Origin of the sequence: Halorhodospira halochloris, from assembly GCF_002356555.2 — a bacterium.
GTDB lineage: Bacteria > Pseudomonadota > Gammaproteobacteria > Nitrococcales > Halorhodospiraceae > Halorhodospira > Halorhodospira halochloris.
In genome coordinates, this window is sequence record NZ_AP017372.2 from 1306619 (window position 1) to 1328702 (window position 22084).

General features: G+C 53.4%; 11 protein-coding genes and 1 tRNA gene. 10 read left to right on the forward strand and 2 right to left on the reverse strand.

Going from position 1 to position 22084, the window contains the following annotated elements:
- Positions 1-232 precede the first annotated feature (232 nt).
- The 3 genes from HH1059_RS06130 to gdhA all read left to right on the forward strand — a co-directional run bounded on the left by HH1059_RS06130 (position 233) and on the right by gdhA (position 5708).
- Entirely contained in the window at positions 233-1258 is a 1026-nt protein-coding gene (locus HH1059_RS06130) for a lipid A deacylase LpxR family protein (RefSeq protein WP_162549396.1), read from the forward strand.
- A 5-nt stretch (positions 1259-1263) separates the two neighbouring features.
- Positions 1264-3999 (forward strand): PEP/pyruvate-binding domain-containing protein, encoded by a 2736-nt coding sequence (locus HH1059_RS06135; protein WP_096409274.1) that lies wholly within the window; start codon positions 1264-1266, stop codon positions 3997-3999.
- A gap of 359 nt (positions 4000-4358) precedes the next feature.
- Positions 4359-5708 carry an NADP-specific glutamate dehydrogenase gene (gene gdhA / locus HH1059_RS06140; protein ID WP_096409275.1) on the forward strand — a complete coding sequence of 450 codons (1350 nt, stop codon included), beginning with the start codon at positions 4359-4361 and terminating at the stop codon, positions 5706-5708.
- A 1-nt stretch (position 5709) separates the two neighbouring features.
- On the opposite strand, the gene gspD is transcribed toward gdhA, so the two are convergent.
- Positions 5710-7722, reverse strand: coding sequence for a type II secretion system secretin GspD (gene gspD / locus HH1059_RS06145; protein WP_096409277.1), 2013 nt, complete (start codon positions 7720-7722; stop codon positions 5710-5712).
- Between the two features lie 237 nt (positions 7723-7959).
- Between gspD and HH1059_RS06150 the strand changes: the two genes are divergently transcribed.
- Entirely contained in the window at positions 7960-9216 is a 1257-nt protein-coding gene (locus HH1059_RS06150; RefSeq protein WP_096409278.1) for an HD-GYP domain-containing protein, read from the forward strand.
- A gap of 204 nt (positions 9217-9420) precedes the next feature.
- Here the strand turns inward: HH1059_RS06150 and HH1059_RS06155 are convergent, their stop codons facing one another.
- On the reverse strand, positions 9421-10308 hold the full coding sequence (locus HH1059_RS06155) for an ATP-binding protein (RefSeq protein WP_096409280.1): 888 nt from the start codon (positions 10306-10308) through the stop codon (positions 9421-9423).
- 66 nt (positions 10309-10374) lie between these two features.
- On the opposite strand from HH1059_RS06155, the gene HH1059_RS06160 reads away from it, so the two are divergent.
- The 6 genes from HH1059_RS06160 to HH1059_RS06185 all read left to right on the forward strand — a co-directional run bounded on the left by HH1059_RS06160 (position 10375) and on the right by HH1059_RS06185 (position 20959).
- A complete protein-coding gene (locus HH1059_RS06160) occupies positions 10375-10920 on the forward strand; it encodes a NapC/NirT family cytochrome c (protein ID WP_162549398.1) in 546 nt (181 codons plus the stop codon).
- Positions 10921-10986: 66 nt separating this feature from the next.
- Entirely contained in the window at positions 10987-12405 is a 1419-nt protein-coding gene (gltX, locus tag HH1059_RS06165; protein WP_096409283.1) for a glutamate--tRNA ligase, read from the forward strand.
- 283 nt (positions 12406-12688) lie between these two features.
- A tRNA-Ala gene (locus HH1059_RS06170) sits at positions 12689-12764 on the forward strand.
- Between the two features lie 588 nt (positions 12765-13352).
- Positions 13353-14717, forward strand: a complete 1365-nt coding sequence (locus HH1059_RS06175) for a tetratricopeptide repeat protein (protein ID WP_096409284.1) — start codon at positions 13353-13355, stop codon at positions 14715-14717.
- A gap of 12 nt (positions 14718-14729) precedes the next feature.
- Positions 14730-16382 (forward strand): FecR family protein, encoded by a 1653-nt coding sequence (locus tag HH1059_RS06180; protein ID WP_096409286.1) that lies wholly within the window; start codon positions 14730-14732, stop codon positions 16380-16382.
- A gap of 134 nt (positions 16383-16516) precedes the next feature.
- Positions 16517-20959 carry a PQQ-binding-like beta-propeller repeat protein gene (locus HH1059_RS06185; RefSeq protein WP_096409287.1) on the forward strand — a complete coding sequence of 1481 codons (4443 nt, stop codon included), beginning with the start codon at positions 16517-16519 and terminating at the stop codon, positions 20957-20959.
- The last annotated feature ends 1125 nt before the right edge of the window (positions 20960-22084 follow it).

The window sequence follows — 22084 nt, forward strand, 5'->3', positions numbered from 1 at the left end:
GCCTGAAAGGCTGCTAGAGGCTTGTGAGCGCTTTAGGTTTGTTCAGGAATTCCGATAACTAGAGAAGGGCGCGAATATTTGGTCGACCAAGGGCAGGGATCGCAGGGTCCGCCTCTACTTGGCCTATCTTTACGGCTCGGGTGGATTTGGGCTGGGTGACTTAACAGAGGCATTAGAAGCTTTCCCCGGGTGCTGCAAGCACATGATCAATCATGATGGATTAAGGGATCTAATGAGTAGCAACCGTAGCTGCTTTTTGGGACGATTTTTTATTAGAGTCGTTCTGCTTTGTGCGGTGTTGATTACGACTCTTGCCTATGCCGGATTGGTTACGGCGGGGAATAGGAGTATCTCCGTAACCCACGAAAACGATATGTTCACCGGGCGGGATCATTACTACACTGCTGGTAGTAGTATTACATGGTACGGTCAGCGGCGCCGACATATAGGCATTGCCGATCAGATCGCTGCCGCTTTGCCGGCATTCCCGCTCGCTGGTACCCGGCGGTTGGCGATGTCTGTGGGACATAAGATGTATACGGCTGAAGATATAGAGGAGGATAACCCTCCTGAAGATGATCGGCCTTACGCTGGCTGGGCATATTTGAGTTCGAGTCTTATTGTCGAGTCTGGGTGGCGGCAGAGCATAGCCGACGTAAGTGTTGGTGTTGTTGGGCCGACGGCACAGGGTCATGAGGTGCAACGTGCCGTTCACGATCAGATCGATGCATCTCCCGAGCCCCAGGGTTGGGATTATCAGCTACATGATGAAGTGGGTGTGGTGGGCCGCTACACCGATCGCTATCGGGCCCGGTTGGTGTTTGGTTCTGGTAGAGGAGTGAACTGGGGTTTGGATATTATACCGGGCTGGACGCTGTGGGCCGGGAATGTCTATACCGCCGCTGAGGCTGAGCTAATAGTACGCTTCGGGGCGAACCTACCAGACGATTACGGCGGCCCGATATTCCATCCGGTCACCAACCCGGAGAGCTTCTTTCGGCCCAATCGCGGCGGTTGGTACGTCTACGCCCGCGGGGTGAGAAGGCTCGTTGCGCATAATATCTTTCTCGACGGTAATACTGTCAGGGATAGCCGCGAGACTGAGAAAGAGCGCTATGTGAATCAGTTATATGCCGGTATTGCCTTCCACGGGCCTAGAATGAGGGTCAGTGCCACATATTCTATGCCGGAGCACGAATTTGTTGCGCAGCAGGAGAACGACCCATACTGGGCAATGCAAGCTAGCTGGGCGTTTTAGGGCATATGGGTATGGACGATTATTGTCCGACAGTGCGGGTTTCGACCGGCTTAGAGGGTCTGGATGAGGTCCTTGATAGCCTGCGCATCGGTGATAACGTGGTCTGGCGCGTCGAGGATCTGGCCGATTACCGGCGCTTCATCCGCCCCTTTGTCGACGCTGCTAAGCAACAGGGGCGCTCGATTATCTACCTGCGCTACGGCCAGCACGAACCTTTCTTGACTGATGAGCCCAACGTCAGGGTAGTGGATATTGATGCGTTGGGCGGCTTCGAGGGATTTACCCGCGAGGTCTATCAGCTCATCAGCGATCACGGCAGTGGCGCCTTCTACGTCTGCGATTGTCTCTCTGATCTGCTAGAGGCGTGGGCAACCGATTATATGGTCGGCAATTTTTTCCGTGTCGTTTGTCCATATCTGTTTGAGTTGGACACAGTTGCCTATTTTGCCCTGCTACCGCAACGCCACTCGCACACGACACTCGCGCGGATTCGTGCCACCACCCAGGTGATGATTGACGTGCGCTGCTCAGCCGAGGAGCTGCATGTGCAGCCGGTAAAGGTGTGGCAGCGATATTCACCAACCATGTTTCTGCCCCACCGTTGGCTTGATGATCAGTTTGTGCCGGTTATTGATAGTCACGATGCCACCCGGCTGCAGGCTGAGCTTGAGCGGCGCCATCAAAGCCAGCGCCAGCGCCGCTTGCTCGATTACTGGGATCGACTATTCCTAGAGGCTACCGAGGTTATCGCTTCGCGTGCTCAGCCTCACCGGCAGGATCCGCGTCTGGGCGAGCGTTACGAGCAGGTCAAAGAGCGCATCCTCAATGTTCTGGTCAGCCGCGATGCGCGCATTCGCGACTTGGCAAGCCGGTACTTGGAGCTGGAAGATTTGCTCGCAGTAAGGGCCAGGATGGTAAGTAGCGGGACAATTGGTGGCAAGGCTGTCGGCATGTTGCTGGCGCGCAAGATTCTGCAGTATGAAGGCGCGCAGCAGATAGGCACGCGTCTGGAGCCGCACGACTCTCACTATCTGGGCTCGGATGCTTACTACGCCTATATAGTCCATAACGGCTGGTGGCCGATACTTATGCGTCAGCGCTGTGCTGGCGAGTACTACAGTGCTGGCAGAGAGCTTCACCAAGCTATGCTCAGTGGTGAGATGCCGCCGGAGATCCGCACTGAGCTGGAACGGCTACTCGATCACTACGGTCAGTACCCGATATTGGTGCGCTCGAGCAGCTTGCATGAAGACGGCTTTGATAACGCCTTTGCGGGTAAGTATGAGAGCATCTTTTGCGTCAATCAGGGCAGCCCGGAGCAGCGCTTGGAGCAGCTTGAGGAGGCGATAAGGCGCATCTACGCCTCTACCATGAGCGAGGACGCCCTAGTCTATAGGATGCAACGCGGCCTGGCTGATCAGGAAGAACCGATGGCGCTACTGCTGCAGCGGGTCAACGGTCGCTATCATGGCAAGTATTACTTCCCGGATGCTGCTGCGGTAGGGATCTCGCGCAATATCTTCGTTTGGGATAGCGATATGGATCCGAGCGCCGGTATGCTGCGCTTGGTGATGGGATTGGGTACGCGGGCGGTGGATAGAATAGGCGGCGATCACGCCTGCGTTGTAGGCCTCGATCAGCCGTCTAAACGGCCATTTCGAGACCGTGATGATCTCTACCGTTTCTCGCAGCACCAAGTTGATGTTCTGGATGTTGCGGCCAATGAGCTAGCCACCCTCAGCCTGCGCGATTTGACTAAGTCTGATGATGACCTGCCGTTAAGTAGGTTAGCCGAGTTCGACCGCCGAGCCAGCGCCCAGGCAAAGTCAATGGGCGATACCAGCGCGGTGTGGCGGTTGACATTCACGCCACTGTTGCGTGATAAGGGCTTTGTCGATCTGGCTCGATCGATACTGCGCACGCTGGAGGAGGCCTACGAGCATCCGGTCGACATTGAATTGACCATCCATTTCGATGCCGATGGCAATAGTTTCGTAAACCTGGTCCAGTGCCGGCCTTTGCCTACCTTGGGCAGCGCAATCCCGCGGCCAATGCCGGCTGAACTGCCTCCGGCGCAGCTATTTTTTGCCACCCAAGGCCACTTTATGGGCGGTAATATAGATTTGAATATTGAGCGTGTAGTACACGTCGATGGGCATAAATATAGCCAGCTAAGTACCTCGCAAAAATATCAGGTTGCCCGCATTGTAGGCGCAATAAACCGCTCTTTAGTGACTGGCTTTGATGATCGAAACAGGTCTGCGCCGAGATCTATTAGCGTAGAAGCAGAAGCGGGTGCAGGCGTGGATCCGGAAGCGAGGCTGTTATTGATCGGCCCGGGGCGCTGGGGCACAAGCTCACCAGAGCTCGGTGTGCCGGTTCGCTTTGCCGATATCAACAACGTCGCCGCTCTTGTCGAGGTGGCTGAACTAGGCGGCGATCTGATCCCCGATCTCTCCTACGGCTCGCACTTTTTCCAAGACCTGGTCGAGTCGGGGATTGCCTATATAGCACTTTTCCCAGCCGATAGCGATACAACCTATAATCCGCACTGGCTAGAAGAGGGGGCTGCTGCGTGTCGGCAGGAACTGCCCCTCGATGCCTCGGCGCATGAGCCGGTTGACCCAGAAGTGGCCGCGGCCATTGACTACTACGTAATCACCGACAAGACCCTGCGCCTGGTCAGCGATGTCGTCGCCCAACGCATGCTCTGTTATTTGGAAGAGCCTTCCAGTATATAGCCTACAAAGGTTAAGGAAAGTATTGCCAGCTATCTTTCATATAGGATCTTTGCCGCAGTAGTGCGATCGTAAAGCCTCCAGAGGGTGCTTCTAAAAAATCCCCTGAGCAAATTGGATTGCCCCGGTGTGGAGGTCTTGGCGCCAGGGATGGCGCCATGAAGCCTCCAGGGATGGATTCACGGCGTCCTCCACACCGGGGTAGCCAATTGGCTTATGGGGATTTTTTAGATGTTGCTCAGGGAGGGATTGGCGGAATCCCCCGTATAGACGCTAGCCGGCAATACTTTCCTTAAGCTCAGCAAGTTGTATTAGAATCTCGCCTTGGTTCAGTAAATATCAAATTGCGGAGTAGAGGATTAATGGCTATCAAGCTCGATGAAAGGCTGGAGAAGATCTATCAAGAGGTTATCAAGCGTAACCCGGGCGAGAGCGAGTTCCATCAAGCTGTCCATGAGGTCCTTGAGACTCTCGGTCCGGTTATTGGCAAGCACCCGGAGCTGGCCGAGTATAAGATCATACAGCGTATCTGTGAGCCTGAGCGGCAAATCATCTTCCGCGTGCCGTGGCAGGATGACTCAGGACAGATCCATATCAACAGGGCCTTTCGAGTCGAGTTTAATAGCGCTTTGGGGCCGTATAAGGGGGGGATGCGCTTTCACCCTTCGGTATATCTGGGAATTATCAAGTTCCTCGGTTTCGAGCAGGTCTTTAAGAATGGCCTGACCGGCTTGCCTATCGGCGGCGGCAAGGGGGGTAGTGATTTCGACCCGAAGGGGCGCTCTGACGATGAGATCATGCGCTTTTGTCAGAGCCTGATGACCGAGCTCTATCGCCACCTGGGGGAGTATACCGATATACCGGCCGGGGATATCGGGGTAGGCGAGCGTGAACTAGGCTATCTGTTTGGCCAATATAAGCGAATAACCAATCGCTACGAGTCGGGAATCCTGACCGGCAAGGGCATAAATTGGGGTGGTAGCTGCGCGCGCAAGGAGGCCACCGGCTATGGTACGGTCTACTTCCTCAATGAGATGCTCCAGGCCCGCGGCTTGGGGTTGGATGGCAAAAAGCTAGTTATCTCCGGGTCCGGCAATGTTGCCATCTATGCCATGCAGAAGGCGACTGAACTAGGGGCTAAGGTTATAGCCTGTTCCGACTCGGGCGGGTTTGTGGTTGATGAAAAGGGCCTGGAGCTTGACCGAATCCGGCGCATCAAGGAGATCGAGCGCCAGCGGATAAGCGTATACGCCGATGAGGTCAGCTCGGCCCGCTATGTCCAGGAAAAAAGTATCTGGTCGATTCCCTGCGATGTCGCCCTGCCTTGTGCGACTCAGAACGAGTTGGATGGCCACGACGCCAAAGAGCTCGTAGAAAACGGCTGTATCGCCGTTGCTGAAGGGGCGAATATGCCCACCACCCCGGAGGGAGTACGGCTATTTCAGCAAGCCGGGATCGCATATGGGCCGGGCAAGGCTGCCAACGCCGGCGGGGTCGCGACGAGCGCCTTGGAGATGCAGCAAAACGCCAGCCGCGATTCGTGGACGTTTGATTATACCGAGGAGCGGTTGCGGGAGATAATGGTCGACATCCATCGTAATTGCTATGAGACAGCCGAAGAGTACGGTATGCCGGGCGATTACGTCTCGGGCGCGAACATCAACGGCTTCCTGCGGGTGAGTGACTCGATGCTGGCTATGGGGCTAATCTGAATCAATGGCCCGGACGGGGAGGGCGGCCGATCCTCCCCCCAGCATCGTGATCAGAGACCCCGGCCTGTTCCTCGTATGCAGGGGGCAGGCTCATTAGATCGGCAGCCTCTTCGAGCACCGGCACGTCGTTCCCATCCATATAGCCTACGCCGCGCTGCTGTGAGGCGAGCTGACGGTTGCGCATCATGGTGTATTTGGGGCTAGTCACAGCCCTGGCGTCATCGCGGTTCTCAACGATGCGCGGGCGGATGAAGACCATGAGGTTTTGCTTTTGCTGATCCGCCTGCTCATAGCGAAACAGCCGCCCAAGAAAAGGGATGCTGCTCAGTCCGGGCACCCTTTGGGTGCCAGCGCTTACTTGATCGTCTATTAGGCCGCCAAGGACAATGATCTGACCATCGTCGACCATTGCAGTTGTGGTTATGGAACGCATGCTGGTAACCAGGTCCTCGGCACCATCGGGAGGGTCTTCGACACCGGAGATTTCCTTCTCTATTTCCAGTTTCAAGGCGTCACCCTCATTTATCTGGGGTACTATACGTAATTGAATGCCGACGTCTTCGCGTTGGATAGAGGAGAAAGCCTGCCCCGACTCCTCAATGGCGCGACCGGTTACAAAGGGGACATTCTGGCCGACCACAATCTCGGCCTCCTCGTTGTCCATGGTCATTATAGAGGGGGTTGAGAGGATGTTAGTGTCGGAGTGGCTAGCAAGTACACGCAACATGGCGCCTAGATTGCCGCCGCGGTCGGCTGCCCCAGCTGTAATACCAGATACGCCCGGCGGCGTTCCTTCTTCAACTGCTCGAGCGATGTTGCTCAGCGAGCCCTCACCGGCGGCCCCAAAATTGATCACCCCAACACCACGCTCGCCAAGCGCTCCCCACTGCACACCGAGTTCGCGTTCCCGATCGGCGGACACCTCGGCAATGATCGCCTCGACATGGACCTGAGCGCGCCGAACATCGAGTCTGTTGACCACGCTACGCAACGACTCTACCGCGTCCGGCGGCCCATCAATGACCAGAGAGTTGGTGCTCTCGTGGGCATGGATGCTGATATCGGCCATCTCCTCAGCACCGTCCATCATCCCTTCTGCTAGCCCCTCTAGGACTGGGACGATCTCTTCGGCATCGGCGTAGCGCAGATAGGAAACCGCGGTGCCTTCCTCTTCGGATAGTTGCTCATCGAGTTCCTCGATAAGCTTGAGTACGGCACTGCGCCGAGTCGGGTCTCCAGCCACCAAAACGCTGTTGCTGCGCTCATCGGCAGTCAGGACGAGGCGCCGGCCAGCCCGCTCCTCGGGCTCTATATCAGTAACCATCTCGACCATCTCACTGGCCGAGGCGTTATCTAGCCTGATCACCTCGGTGGTGCCGCTGGTATCGCGGTCGACTTGAGCGAGTATCCGCTTGATACGCTCAATATTTCCTGCCGATTCAGAGATTATAAGGGTGTTGGTCTCTTGGTAGGCGGCCAATTCGGCCTCATCAGAGATTAGCGGGCGCAGCAGAGGGACTAGCTCGCCAGCCTCGGAGTGCTCCACCTCAATAACCCGAGTCACAAAATCGTATTCACCGTGTGCGGTCTCGCCCTCGTCTACCGGCACCTGGTCACGTTTGGCGATATTTTTGGGGACTATACGTATTGCCCCATCTACTGGAATGGCCGCGAATCCGTGAATCTGCAGCGCAGACAGAAAGACCTGGTAAAGCTGTTGATCATCTACCGGATGGTGAGAGATTATGGTTATCTCGCCGCTAACCCGTGGATCAACAATGAAGTTGCGACCGGTGCGTTCGGCGACCATCGCCACTACGGACTCGATATCAGCATCTTCAAAGTTGAGCGTAACTCCACCGTCGCCCTCAGCCCAGGGGTCCCCGTCTGTCTTATCGGCTTGCAGGTTAGTTGTATAGATTAGAGCTAGAACAGATAACAGCACATACGCTGCGTAAATAACCCGGGGGTAGGTGGTATTGTGGTGATTTTGGTTGTTATTCAGGCTAAACATAAACTATTATCTGCTTTGAGGGTGAATACCGGGGAAATGATTACTTGCTTGCAGACACGGGGAAATGGCCTGTTGCTATTAAACGACATCCAATAGGCTTCGCCAACTTTAGACACATGGTGCGCGCGTTGGTTCCCGGAGTCACAGGCGTTACTGCTGCAGCTTGACAAGCAGGATTAAATAAGCATCTTAACTTGTTGATTAAGATGCCTAAAAACGGTCAAGATAGGGGGGTCTATGGTGGCAAACAGGGGGGAAAGTTCTCGCATACAGATCGATGTGTGCTATTTACGCCCCGGCCTATACGTGACCGATCTTGGCGTACACTGGGCCAAACATCCCTTCTTAAAAAACCAGTTTGAGCTGGATGCCCAATCTATCCTAAAAATCCGTGGGATGGAGCTTAAAAAGGTAGAAATTGACCTGGATAGAAGCTCGCCAGATGCAGTGCGCGACCTGTATGGGCCGGCTTGGGTAGCCGAGGAGGACGATTCGGACAACGCTGAGAGCGAGTCGGAGCCAGCGCATGAAGATACCTCCCTGACTGGAGCCAAAGGACTGGGTGGTAGTGCTAAGGCCCGTCCCGGCAAGGTTACCCGTGAAGCAAGGCGCTTTGTACGCGGCATGCTGGAAGGTGCTCGCGCCGGCAAGTCCATCGACATGAAGGATGTCAACTCAGTAACCGAGGAGATTTACTCATCTCTGTGCACCAATAAAAACGCAATGCTTGCCCTAGGGCGGGTTCGCTCGCTCGATGGCTACACATATCAGCATAGTGTGAATGTCGGTGTGCTGATGATGGCCTTTGGCCGTTACCTTGAGATGGATCATAAGCAGGTACAGCTGCTCGGCGCCGCCGGCTTGCTCCACGACATCGGCAAGGCCTTCGTGCCAGAGCATATACTGCTCAAACCGGATCGCCTGTCGAATGAAGAGTACAAGACCATCAAGGCCCACCCATCCAAAGGGGCACAGCTGTTGCGCGGACAGCAGGGGATACATCCGTTAATTGTCGAGGTAGCTGAGAAGCACCATGAGCGTGTCGATGGGACGGGGTATCCTTTCCGCCTGGAGGAGAAACAGCTGCGCCGCGAAGTCATGATGGCCGCTATAGTGGATGTCTACGACGCCGTAACCGCAGTGCGCGCCTATCATCGGGGCAAGCCGCCGGCTGGTGGCTTAAAGGTTATAATAGATGGCAAGGGTACCCACTTTAATGCCGAGCTAGCTTATGATTTCGTTCGCTGCATAGGCGTCTATCCGGTAGGCAGCCTGGTGCGCACCAATGCCGATCAACTCGGCATTGTCCTGGAGTGCACCGCGCATGAGCCATCACGCCCGATGCTCCGCGTGGTCTACGATATCAAACGGGACAAGAAGCTGACCTCGCCATATATCCTTGATCTTGGTGAAAGTGCCAGCAAGCTACAGGTTGTAGGCTACGAGGATCCAGAGAAATGGTCGATAAAACCGGAGAAATACCTCGGATATTAACCCTGCATTAGGGAACCTCTAAAAACCTCCCCGGCGCCATTATCTGCCCCGGTGTGGAGGTCTTGTCGCCAAGGACGGCGCCATGAAGCCTCCAGGGATGGATTCACGGCGTCCTCCACACCGGGGCAGATAATGGCGCCGGGGAGGTTTTTAGAGGTTCCCATTAGTTTCCGCAGAGTCAGCGGTGAAGTTTTACCCTTTTGCCTAATCTAGGTGCTCCTCGCCAAGTTGGTGGCGGCCTGCCCAGTCACGGGCAAATTGCCATGCGACCCTACCACTGCGCGAGCCACGATCCAGAGCATAAGCTAATGCCGCTCGGCGGACACGTTCGCCTGCCGGATCGCGATGGCCTAGATGCTCCAGCCAGGCGCGGCAAATCTGCAGATAGCGCTCCTGATCGAAAGGGTGGAAGGAGAGGCGAATGCCGAAGCGTTCAGCGAGCGATATCCGTTCCTCGACGCTATCCCCTGGGTGGATCTCATTATCGTAGACGCGCGCCTGCTGGTTATCCTGCATCTGCTCCGGGACTAGGTGGCGACGGTTAGAGGTGACGTACAATAGGGTGTTATCAGCGCTGGAGGTCAGTGAGCCATCGAGGACGGCCTTAAGGGCCCGGTACTGCTGATCGTTGGCATTGAAGGAAAGATCGTCACAGAAGATCACAAACCGCTCCGGGCGCTCGGCGGTAAGCTCAAGGATATCGGGCAGATCGCCTAAGTGCTCAGGCTCGACTTCGATAACCCGCAGGCCGTGCTCGGCGTAGGAGCTGTGCAGCGCCTTAATCAAGGATGATTTGCCGGTGCCCCGGGCGCCCCAGAGCAGGGCATTGTTGGCAGGCAGGCCGGCCAAATGCTGCCGGGTGTTGCGCTCAAGTGTCTGTTTTTGCTGCTCGATGCCGTGTAAATTGGCTATATCTATGCGGTGGGGACGACGGATCGGCTCCAGTTTACAGTGGCCAAATCTGCTTGCGCAGCGCCACCGGAAAGCGGTTGCGGTAGACCAGTCGGGTTCGGCGTTGGGGGTGTCGATAATCTGCTCGAGCCGTTCAATCAGCCCCTCAACACGCTCAAGAACTCTTGTAGGCTTAGTCATAATTTTTTCTATGCTTTATTATATATCGGCAGGAGCTGGTAAAGAGAGTACCAAGAGGGGGTTATTGTGGCAGATGAGAGAGCTGGAAATCGAGGTGTCGCTGCGGTGCTGGGTTTTGTGGCCATCGGCATCGTCATCGGGTTAATAGTGGCTGCAGGCAGCGCTACTATGGTCGAGGTGACTAATAAAACCGAGTACTGCGTCTCCTGCCACATCTATGATGATCTCTATGAGGATTACAAGCAGACTGCGCACTATAGCAACACAACAGGATTCAAGGCTGGCTGTGTCGATTGCCACCTGCCGTTCGATAACTGGTGGAATATGGTCACCACCAAGGCCGACCACGGCATAGGTGCTATGTGGAAATATTACATAGGTGGGGTTAATACCCCGGAGGACCTCGCCGAACGCCGCGAGGAGCTTGCTGATAGTGTCTTTGAGTGGTTTCAGGAGACCAATAGCAAAACCTGTAAAAGTTGCCATTCACCGCAGCGTTGGAACCTCGACGAGCAGAGCTCCCGCGCGCAGCAGGCCCATGATGGGTTGGATGAGGATGACGGTTGCATTGGCTGTCATCGACAAGACGCGGCCCATCCGCCCACAGATTAAGCTGTGCTAAAGTGGGGCACCAAACAACTCCAAATACAACACGACAAGGAAAGGCAATAGCCCGTTATGAGCATGATCCGTACCCGTTTTGCCCCGAGCCCGACCGGTTATCTGCACATCGGCGGTGCCCGCACCGCTCTGTACTCCTGGCTGCACACTCGCCGCCATGGCGGTCGCTTTGTGCTGCGTATCGAGGATACCGACCGCGAGCGCTCTACCCCCGAGGCGGTTAACGCCATACTCGAGGGGATGTCATGGCTTGGGCTGGATTATGACGAGGGTCCTTTCTATCAGACCGAGCGCTTTGAGCGTTACCACGAGCACTTGCAGCACCTTCTCGAGAGCGGCCAGGCCTACTACTGCTACTGCACCCGGGAGCGCCTTGAGCGGGTGCGTGCCGAGCAGCAGGAGCGTAAGGAGAAGCCGCGTTATGATGGCCGCTGTCGTGACCTGAGTGGGCCGCCATCAGATGAGGTAAGTGACGAGCCGGTGGTGCGCTTTCGCACGCCGCTGGAAGGCCATGTAGTGATCAACGATGGTATTCGCGGTAAGGTCAAGTTCGATAACTCCGAGCTTGATGATCTTATCATCGCCCGCTCCGATGGCTCGCCCACTTATAACTTCACTGTCGTTATCGATGATCTGGAGATGGGGGTGACCGATGTAATTCGTGGTGATGATCATCTCAATAACACCCCGCGCCAGGTCCATCTTTATCATGCACTCGGGGTCGAAGCGCCGCGCTTTGCCCACGTGCCGATGATCCTCGGTGAGGACGGTAAGCGGCTGTCCAAGCGCCACGGTTCGGTTAGTGTGCTGCAGTATCGTGACGAGGGCTACCTGCCCGAGGCGTTGCTCAACTACTTGGTGCGGCTAGGCTGGTCGCACGGCGATCAGGAAGTTTTCAGCGTCGATGAGCTGATCCAGCTGTTCGATATCAACGACGTTAACCACTCCGCTTCGACCTTCAATCCGTCTAAGCTGCTGTGGCTTAACCAGCAGCACATAATGGGCTCTGATCCGGCTCACATCGCCCGGCATGTGGCTCCGTTTCTCAGCGAGAGGGGAGCAGATCCGGTCTCTGGACCGCCGTTGGAAGAAGTAGTACGCGCCCAGCAGGAGCGGGCCAAGACTTTGGTCGAGATGGCGGATAACAGTCTGTTTTTCTACAAGAGCCCCGACTCTTATGACGAGAAGGCAGCGAAGAAGAACCTGACCGCTGACACTGCAGCTATTCTAGAGCATTGTGCTCACTGTTTTGCCGGTCTGCCCAGTTGGGATAGGGAGAGCATCCACGGGGTTGTCAATGAGTCGGCACAGACCTTCGAGGTAAAGATGGGTAAGGTGGCGCAGCCGTTGCGGGTGGCTGTCACTGGTACAACGGTATCACCGCCAATTGACGTTACCCTGGAACTGCTCGGCCGCGATGAGGTTGTCTCCCGAGTCAATGCGGCGGTTGAGTGGGTGCGTGCTAAGGCCGCCTGAATTTGAATCGAGAAGGTTGGGGATTTTGGAAATTTCTAGCGGTGTCCCGAAAAACTTCCCCGGCGCCATTAGCTGCCCCGGTGTGGAGGACGCCGTGAATCCATCCCCGGAGGCTTCATGGCGCCATCCCTGGCGCCAAGACCTCCACACCGGGGCAGCTAATGGCGCCGGGGAAGTTTTTCCGGTCGCCGCTCCAGTGGCTGTTCAAGATCCCTGCAGGAGTTAGGTCCTTCACCCCCCTTGACGGGGGCAGGGGCATTTACTAGACTACGCAATCTCAAAAGGGGCCATAGCTCAGCCGGGAGAGCGCCTGCATGGCATGCAGGAGGTCGGCGGTTCGATCCCGCCTGGCTCCACCAAATTGTAAAAAGGGCTGCATATTGTCGCAGCCCTTTTTTCGTTTAGGCCTCAAGCAACTCTTCTTCCGCTTTACTCATTCTAGTCCTCTGGGCCTGCCGGTCTTCGTCTTTACGCCCCGCCACATGGGATGATCCACTAGCGAACAGCACCTAAGAAAGGCTGATTCGGATAGGCATTTTGGTGGTAATGCCCCAAAACCAACGGGCAACGGTGGGCAGTTTTTATTGGTAATTTTTGCCTCTTACCTCTTGCAACCCATAACGACTTTGGCAGAATTAACTTGTGTCAAGCAGTCGAATATCTCTTCTACCAAATCCGTTGCGCACCTGTTTAGTAGCTCATATGGGCACTGCATGCTTGTGCGGGGCATTTAGGGACGCCTTGGAGGGGCGTGCAGCACCGGCTAGGGGGAGGGCACTACTATGAGGCTTCCTGAATTTGTTTTCAATGCGCAATAACGATCTGACTACACCTGCCAACATTACCCAAAGCAAAGGAGGCTAGCAGTGCATAAAGGTCCTCGCCACCTGCTTGAGTGTCACTTGGCAAAATATCCTTGTCGACGAGGTGTTTTTAGGCTTGGGCCTGTGCGGTTTAGCCTAGCGTTTCTGGTACTCCTTTGTTGCTCGGGCTTTGCTGCAGCCGAAAATGAGACTCACTGGCAGGATGCGGTTACGCAGATTGAGCAGTTTATAGATCAGGGCGATTATGATGCAGCCATCGAGGTAGGACAGGATAATGAACAGCACACGGGCATACCTGAATTCGATCTGGCTGTCGGAAGGGCCCATTTGTTTGCTGGTGAAGGTGAGCGGGCAGCACGCGCCTTTGAACGAGTCATAATAGTTCAACCTGGCCACGACCGGGCGCGCCTGGAACTAGGCCGAGCACTTTATGTCATCGAAGACTACGAGACCTCCAGGGATCACTTTACTCAGGTTATTGAGCGTGAGCCACCAGACCAGGTGCAATCCCAGGCCCAACGGTTTGTTGACGCCATAGATCGGGCCATGGCTGCAGCTCGTCCGGCAACAGATGCCTGGGTATCGTTGCGCGGCGGCCACGATAATAACGTTTACAGCACTAGTGGCGAGGACTTTTTGTTAAGTGTCGAAGGGCTCGAAGCGTTTGGTATTGATCAGCTGGAAGTCGAAGAGGAGGTAGAATCTGACCAATTTTTGGAGGGGGCTGTGGGGGGCTTTTACCACACCCCTTGGGTGGCTGACCGGCAGTGGCGCTTTTCCGGGCAGGCTCAGCACCGTGACTATGAGCGTTTCAGTGAAGTTGATCAAAGTGTGGTGCAGGCAGAGGCAACACGGGTTGTGCGCACATCCGAGATGGAACAATTCCATCTCGGCGCTGAGTTGCAGCAGGTTTACATCGATGGTGATTATCAGCGCACCCGGGCACGGTTAACCCCGGAATGGAGGCGCAATACAGGTCCGACAGATCAGTGGCGCTTTCAGCCGGTGATAGGTTATAGCGACTACGATAATGACGATCTTGACACGCTACGCGGTGAGCTTGGCGGGAGCTGGGTTAGGCTTATATCTGAAGACCTTGGGGTTATTTTGCTAACCCGGCCTGTAGTACACCATGAGCAGACTGACATCGATTACATGGTCCGCACCGGATTTGATGTGGACGCTAACTTTATTGTGCCGGTTAATGATTGGAATACCTTCTCGATGGCGCTATCGTCCGGTTATCACCTATATCATGACGGTGCTGATGAGGATGATTATAAGCAAGCCTATGATAGGCGATACGAGGACGATAGCGCGGAGCGTGCGTTTTTGGTAGGCATTAATTTTAGCTACAGCGTTGATGTTCCACAGGAGCCGTGGCGAATTACCGCGATGATAAATCATCGAAACAAAAACTCTAACATAGACACACGAAATTATGAGCAGACCCTCATAATGGCTGATTTTCGCTATACCTGGGAATAGTGAGGCTTGCATATGAAGACCGCCGCCCTAACTAGAGCAACCCTGCGTAAAACCCCTCTAGCTGTTGCCGTAGTTACCATGGCATCCCCTCTTGCATTGATGGCTGATCAGGCCGACGAGATTGGTGTGGTACTTGCGGCAAGGGGCGAGGTATATGCCGAGAGAGAAGACAGTACCAGGTCATTGGATAGGCGGGACCCTGTTTATGTGGGTGATACCGTAATTACCTCAGAACGGAGCCGAGCGCAGATACGCCTTGAGGATGATCAGAGCCTAACCCTGACCTCTGAGACTCAGCTCGAATTCGAGGCTTATGAATATGATCCGGAGACGGAAGAGGGCGAAAGTCGAAAATCGCTACTCGAAGGGGGGCTGCGTGCCATTAGCGGGGCAATTGATGGTGAGGACGACTTTTCAGTAGAGACACCGGTAGCGGTCATAGGCGTTCGCGGCACCATATCTGATATCGTTCACAGCGACGAGACTGGCACCGTGGGCGGTACACCCCGCGGCGGCGGCTGGGTAGAGAACGTCGGCGAAGAGAGTGAGCGTGCCGATGTCGGTGAAGGTGAGCCTCATGACTATTATGAGGTCGAAGATGCCGATCTGCCGCCCACCACAATGGCTGAACGCCCAGCTGCCCTTGAGGGCCTCACAGAGGAAGATGAGGAGGAAGAGGACGAAGACGAGGAGGAGGACGAAGACGAAGACGAGGACGAGGATGACGAAGAGGAGGATGAGCCTGATGAAGATGCCGAGGAAGAAGATGAAGAGGCCGAAGACGATGATATAGGGCCTGATCCAGACGGCGATGGTGATAACGGTCAAGATGATATGGACTCGGAAGATGTAATGGATGACCGCTTATCCGATTTGTTGTCAGATATTGGGGCCGATCAAGCGGCATCAGATGCTGAGTTCCAAGGGGTAACCTACTTTGATGGTAACAAACATAGCATGGCTAGCCTCCGGGTTGCGGATTGGAAAACCTACCCGGTATTTCAAAACATAGAAGAAGACAAGTATCTAGTACGCGAAGAGGACGATGATTACGTATTCGATCAAGCCAGTGACCCGGAGGTATATTGGGGGGCTTGGTATGCAGAAGATGGTGAAGAGTTGATCAGCAATATAATTTACTCTGAAAGCGAAGATGACCCAATTGACGCAGACCACCCGACATTCTGGATTCATGGCGATGTTATGTCGGCTGATGATATAGAAGCGATTGAAGATTCGCTTGTTTTGAATGATGGGCTGCTGCACGATTCTGACAATAATCAAGTTGTAAGTTTGGCTGACAGATATAATATTCTTGATGAATCGGAATTAAACGTTAGTAGTGATTCAGCAGAAGTGCTTTTGCATTTTCGTGATCCCGAATTTAATCATAATGGCGACTCAGTGGAAAAAGATTGGTTTCTCGACTACACTGAGACAGCACGCTTTGATCCGGGAGGTGAGGGTATCTTACTGAAAACTGATGAAGAAAATTCTGAGCTCACGCTTGATGATCATTCTTCTCAGGTCGAAGGGGAAATGCTTTTAGAGATCTTCGGCGACTCAAATGCTCCAGCCGCAGGTGCTGTCTTTGATGCGATCGCTGATGATTTCGATGACATTGATGACGACTTCAAAATCGAAGGTGTGCTCCATTTTAAGTAGGATTATTGAGGAAGTTACTCACATCGATCTTCTACAATCTGGGAGCCACATGACTCAGGTAGTGATTATTAAGAATTTACGGTGAGACTTGGGATCGCTGGAGCAGAGAGTCCATATGAACCTCGGGGGCAGCCATGGCAAATGATGAATTATGGTACAAAGATGAGGGCTTCTGGTTTAACGGGGAGGCCCACGACGACTCCGTAAGGGATCTAGCGCTCGGCCATGAGATACTTTATAGCGCTAGCGACGACGGCACCGTAGGTTTCTTTGACCGCGAGACCGGCGAGCACCTCGGCTCTTGGGAATATGGGTCTGAACTCGACAAGATACGCGCTGTAGAGGTAACCGAAGGTTACGTCTACATGGCGGGTACTACGGGCAATATATATCGCGCCGAGAAACCGACAGATTTAGAAGATATTCAGCAGCCGGATGATGATGAATTCATCGAGTTTGAACCTAATTACGATCAGTATGGAGTCCACGATCTGGCCATCGACTATGATGATCCGGAACTGTACGCGGTCGGCTATGATGGATCTGTGCGTGCCTACAGCACAGATCTTGAGAAAGAATGGAAAAAAGAAGATGTCCATGATCACAGCGACAGCGGTGATGGAGATGGCCGAGGAGTAGTTTCCGTAGAACTGTCCGATGATGGCGGTACGGTATTTAGCGCTGGTCACAACGGTCGCACGATTGTTGCTCAGGACGCCGAGAATGGCGAAGAAAATTGGACGGTCTCGCTGGACGACGTTGACGATGATACACCCGGCGATATTGTGGACATGGCGCTGGCGGGTGACGTGCTATCGGTGATCAGCTCTAAAGGCAAGTACTATGAGTTTGATACTAATGATGAACCAGAAGAGCCGATTTACGAGTACCAGTATCACACCGATTTTGAAATTCGCTCCGTTGATGCTATACCAGCTCCATGGTCGCCCGAAGATTGGGGTGATGAGTACGAAGAAATCTCATCATCTTTGCATTTTGTGGGTGCTGGTCCAGTCTTATTGGAGGGGGGTGAGGGATCTCTCGAGCTGTACATGGGGCACATTGGAGATGATCATCCTCATCCTTACGAAGATGAGTACATGTACCCTATTATGCTTAACACATATTACTGGGATCCGGACGACTTCGATCCGGACGACTTCGATCCGGAAGATATAGATGATTCCCCTGACCTGCAGCAGGATCCCGCCGAATTCAAGATAACTCAAGGACCTGAGCTGGATCCGGAGACAGTGGAGTGGGGTGATTCTTTCGATATCACCAGTAAGGTTAAAAACTCTGGTGAGATGGTGGGTGATCAGGAAGTTTCAGTCAGCGTATCCGGCAAAGAAGTTTACGCAAAAGAACTTGAGCTTGATGGCGGGGAAAGCTCTGAGATCAGCACTACGGTCGAAACTGACGAATGGGACTGGCTGATTGAGCCGGGCGATTATGAGGTTGCGATAAACACAGAGGATGACTCGGCTACTAGTGATTTGACGTTAGAAGCCCCATCCGATTTCTATCGCGTCAGCGATGAAGATGATCTTCGTCAGGCATTGGCAGATGAAGACGGTCTCGCCGAAGATACTCTTGAGATATGGATTGATGGCGAGATATCGGTTTCCGAATCTCTTACTTATGATTTGGATGTTGACCTAAAAATTGAAGCAGTGGGATCCGAAGCGGCTCTGTCAGGCGATGGCGATGGGCGACTTCTGGATGTCACTGGGGCTCCTGAGAAGGTCGAGATCGATGGTGTCGATCTTCGCGATGGCAACGCCGAACATGGGGGAGGGGGCGCAATACGCGCTGGTAGCACGGAAGAACTCCACCTCAGTGATATGGAACTTAATGGCAACGAGGCAATGGCCGGGTACGGCGGCGCCGTGCAGGCCCGCTCGGTGATAGCTGAGCAAGTCTACTTCAATGATAACGAGGCGGTGGCCGGTGGCGCTATCCACCAGAATGGCTGGAGCAATCAGAGCCTAGAGCTTCATGAGGTGGTATTTGAAGGAAATGAAGCTATTACCCGAGGCGGTGCCATCAAGACCCGGAGGGCCGATCTGGACCTTGACCGCGCCGCCGTCAACTCTGGCAATGAGGCTGGAATAGCAGGGGACGCCTTATACACGCGCCTCGGTGACCATACCGGGGATATCGAAGGAGATTCGATTGGGGATAGTGCCGGGAAAGAATGGGGAACGGCGGATGTAGAGATTGATTTTGAACTGGCAGATGAATACTCGGTAGATTTTGGTGAAACGAAAGAGGTAACTGTTGCCACGCTTGAGAACGATGATGGGGAATTCCTCGGCAGCCGTAATATAGAGCTTGAAATAAACGGTGAAAAAAAGCTATTTGAACGTGGCTGGGTTGATGTTGAAGATTCCGAGACTATAAGTTTTGATGTTGATACTGAAGAGCTAGCACTACAGCCAAGTGTTTACGATATAACATTGCGCACCCCGGATGGTACGAAAGACGATCAAGCGGAGCTGATAGTCGTGCCAGGAGATGATTTTAGTCTGGATGGAGAAACATTCTACCTTTTCGGTGAGGAGGACATCAGCATCGGTGAGGTTTTTGGTGCGCTTATATTTGATGAAGGCAGTAAGCTGGATGCCAGTGACCTAAGCGGCGATCTCGATTTATGGATTGACCGAGAGAATAGCGATGATGGTGAATACGAGATACAGCTTGGACAAGGGCAAAACGAAGTTTATTTAGAAAATAATGAAGATGGTGGTGCCAAGTTTGATTTCTGGTTCGCTGATGCCCAAAGCACCGATAACGTGATTCATGGCTTCACATCAGAAGATGTCTTGCACTTTGCCAGCATCGATGGCATAGATCCGCGCCAATTTGAAGAATATGAAAATGACGATTGGGATTGGGTCATACAAGACGATGAAGGCAATAATCAGATTGGTATAAAAGAAGAAGATGCAGATATTGTGTTTGAAGTGGCAGGTGATGGTGAAGGCACATACGATTCTGACGATGTGATCGTGACCTTAAAAGACGCATCCGAGGAATGGGATGGTGGTATATTTAGTGATAATATAATAGCTCTAATGGGAGATAATGGTGAGGCCATTACTGCGTACGATGCGCAAGAAGTTAACGGAAAGGGTTGGGACTCATTAACCGGCTTTGGTGAGATCGAAATGGACGATGACGATAACAACAACACGCTGAAGATCAACGAGCTTAACCCCGATTTCACCGCTACTATCCACTCGCCGGATGAAACACTAGTTGGGTTAATTGCTGGGAGTGTTGAAACCGACGCCACGAACTTGGATCTCTCCGGCAAAGATTCGGATATTGACGGCCCGATCACCTTCGACTTTAGTAAACACACTGAAAATTTCCAACTTTCTTTCATGTTTGATGAAGAAAACGATAATCACTACGAAGATATTAGAGTAAAAGGTTTTGACCACGGAAATGATGACTCTGTTTTTGAGTTCCATATTGATGTTGATACAGATTTACCTATTATGGCTGAAGATGCTAGAGTCGAAAACGAAAACGAAGATTGGTTGGTCGTCTCGACGAATAATTTTGCCAGTGAGGAAGATCTGGCAATTAGGTTGGAGTCGGTTGGCGATAAAGGTGGTAACGCCGTCCTCGATTTGGAGTCCATGTTCACCTTCGATAAAGATTGGGGGGATGTCATCGGAGATGGAGGTGATGTTGAAGAAGATAAGGTCGACGAGGTTAGTGCTAAATCGGGTGAAATAGAGCTTGTTGATGTTGATGCCACCGATATAACCAGTGATGACTTTTTCTCCCCAATAGTTGATTATGACGGCATTCTTACGGCGAGCCAAGTTAACGAATTTGGCTGGGGTAACATTACCGATGCTGACGGAATCATGATGGACGATGGCGATAACGACACGCTGGAGATCGACGAGTTCAACTACGCTTGGGGCGGCGCCGAGATCTCGGATAGCATGGATCATAATAACACAGTGGCCCTTATTTCTACCTCTTTGGAAGGTGACAGAACGGACCTGCATTTTACAGGTAATGACTCCGAGATTGGGGATTCAGATTCGATCACCTTCGACTTTAGAGATTACACGGAAGAAGGTTTCTTCTGTCTTGATTTCGTTGGTTATGGGAATAACGATTACTTTGAGGATATGATCATCCATGGTTTTGAGGAAGATAACTACAACAGCATCCTTGATTTCACCGCCTTGGAAGAGAACCAATACAGCCCCCCCGATCAGGAGGATATAGATTTTGATGAAATCGACTCTGTTGGCACCGTGAACGACGACGAGGGACAAGACTGGCTTGTCCAGTATGATGCTTCTGATGGAGGTCAATGGTTGGCGATTGCAATTGATGGCGATGAGCTTGACCTGACAAACGCTACCGTCGGATCTGATGACGGCAACCTTACGGATAATCTTAGCGATCTGGAGGAGGTCGATATGTCTAAAGGTGAAGAAGGTGGTGTAGGGGACCCAGTCGGAGCCCCTAACTCTGGAAGTATCAAGCTGGTTGAGGTCGGTTACGAAAATCTGACTGAGGATGACTTCATCCTCTACACTTGATAGAAAGTTTGCTCCGGGCGCGATCTAGTCTGCTAGATCTCTCAGGAAGGCTGGAAGGCCTCTTCCCTCACAAGGGGAAGGGGGCTTTCTTATATCTGGGCAATCGAGAGGTGATGATATGAAGCACACAGAGAGCCTTTGAGAAGAATAGCAAGCGGACATGCAGGGGTACATAAAGTGCTTACAAAAGCTTCTGTGAAGCTCTGTGAAGGCGAGAGAGGGTGATGTTGTTGGCTGCCAAAATCCGTACATATTTGGCGGAGGATTCAAGAATAAGCATATCTACTGGGTAGTTAAAAGCTAAGACTAACTACCACGCTCTGTGTCGATTTCTGCTTTCGTTTGTCCCTTCTTTTCCTTATAAACCAGTAACTGGCTCTGTGGGCCCTGTGGGCGAGAGCCCTGAGAGTGTGGGCAGGCGGTGGGCAACCCGCAGGGTTGTCCACGGGCTGTCCACACGGCCCGTAGGGCTCAGGGCGGCGCGAAGCGCTCGTCCACAAGTCCACAGAGCTATTGCTTAAGCAGCTAAAAGTACTGGAGATTTGCTTATAAGAGGGTGAGAATCGGTAGGCAAGTAGTAAGGGCGACGCGACATCAGGTAACCAGAGGCTGACAACCCTCCTGATGCCGCGCCCACCGCGTCCTGCGACACGGCACTTATCAGTATCCTCGGGTTTAGCGCCGTTGTCCAGTGTTTGCAATTTACCTGGATAAGCGCCCCGATGAGCCAGCCTAAAGCATTGACCCGCCGACTTTTCTTTTGCGATTGCTGCAATCGACAGGTCATGATCTGCAGTCAATGTGATCGCGGCAATCGCTACTGTAGCCAGCAATGCGCAACTGCTGCCCGCCGCCAGTCCCTGCGCGAGGCGGGTAGGCGTTATCAAGACTCTAGGCGAGGCAAAGCCAAGCATGCAGAGCGCCAGAGTCGTTATCGAGCCAGGGCCCGGACTCGACCCCTATCCCTATCCCTAAGCCGAGACAAAAAAGTGACGCATCAGGGTTCCACACCTGTTGATAGTGATGCTTCACTTAAGCTCTCGCAGCCAGATAACCAAGCTCGAGCACGGCCTGTTCAGCGGCCCGATTATCAGCAAGCGCGCCGACTCACAGAGAGCGCCCCGC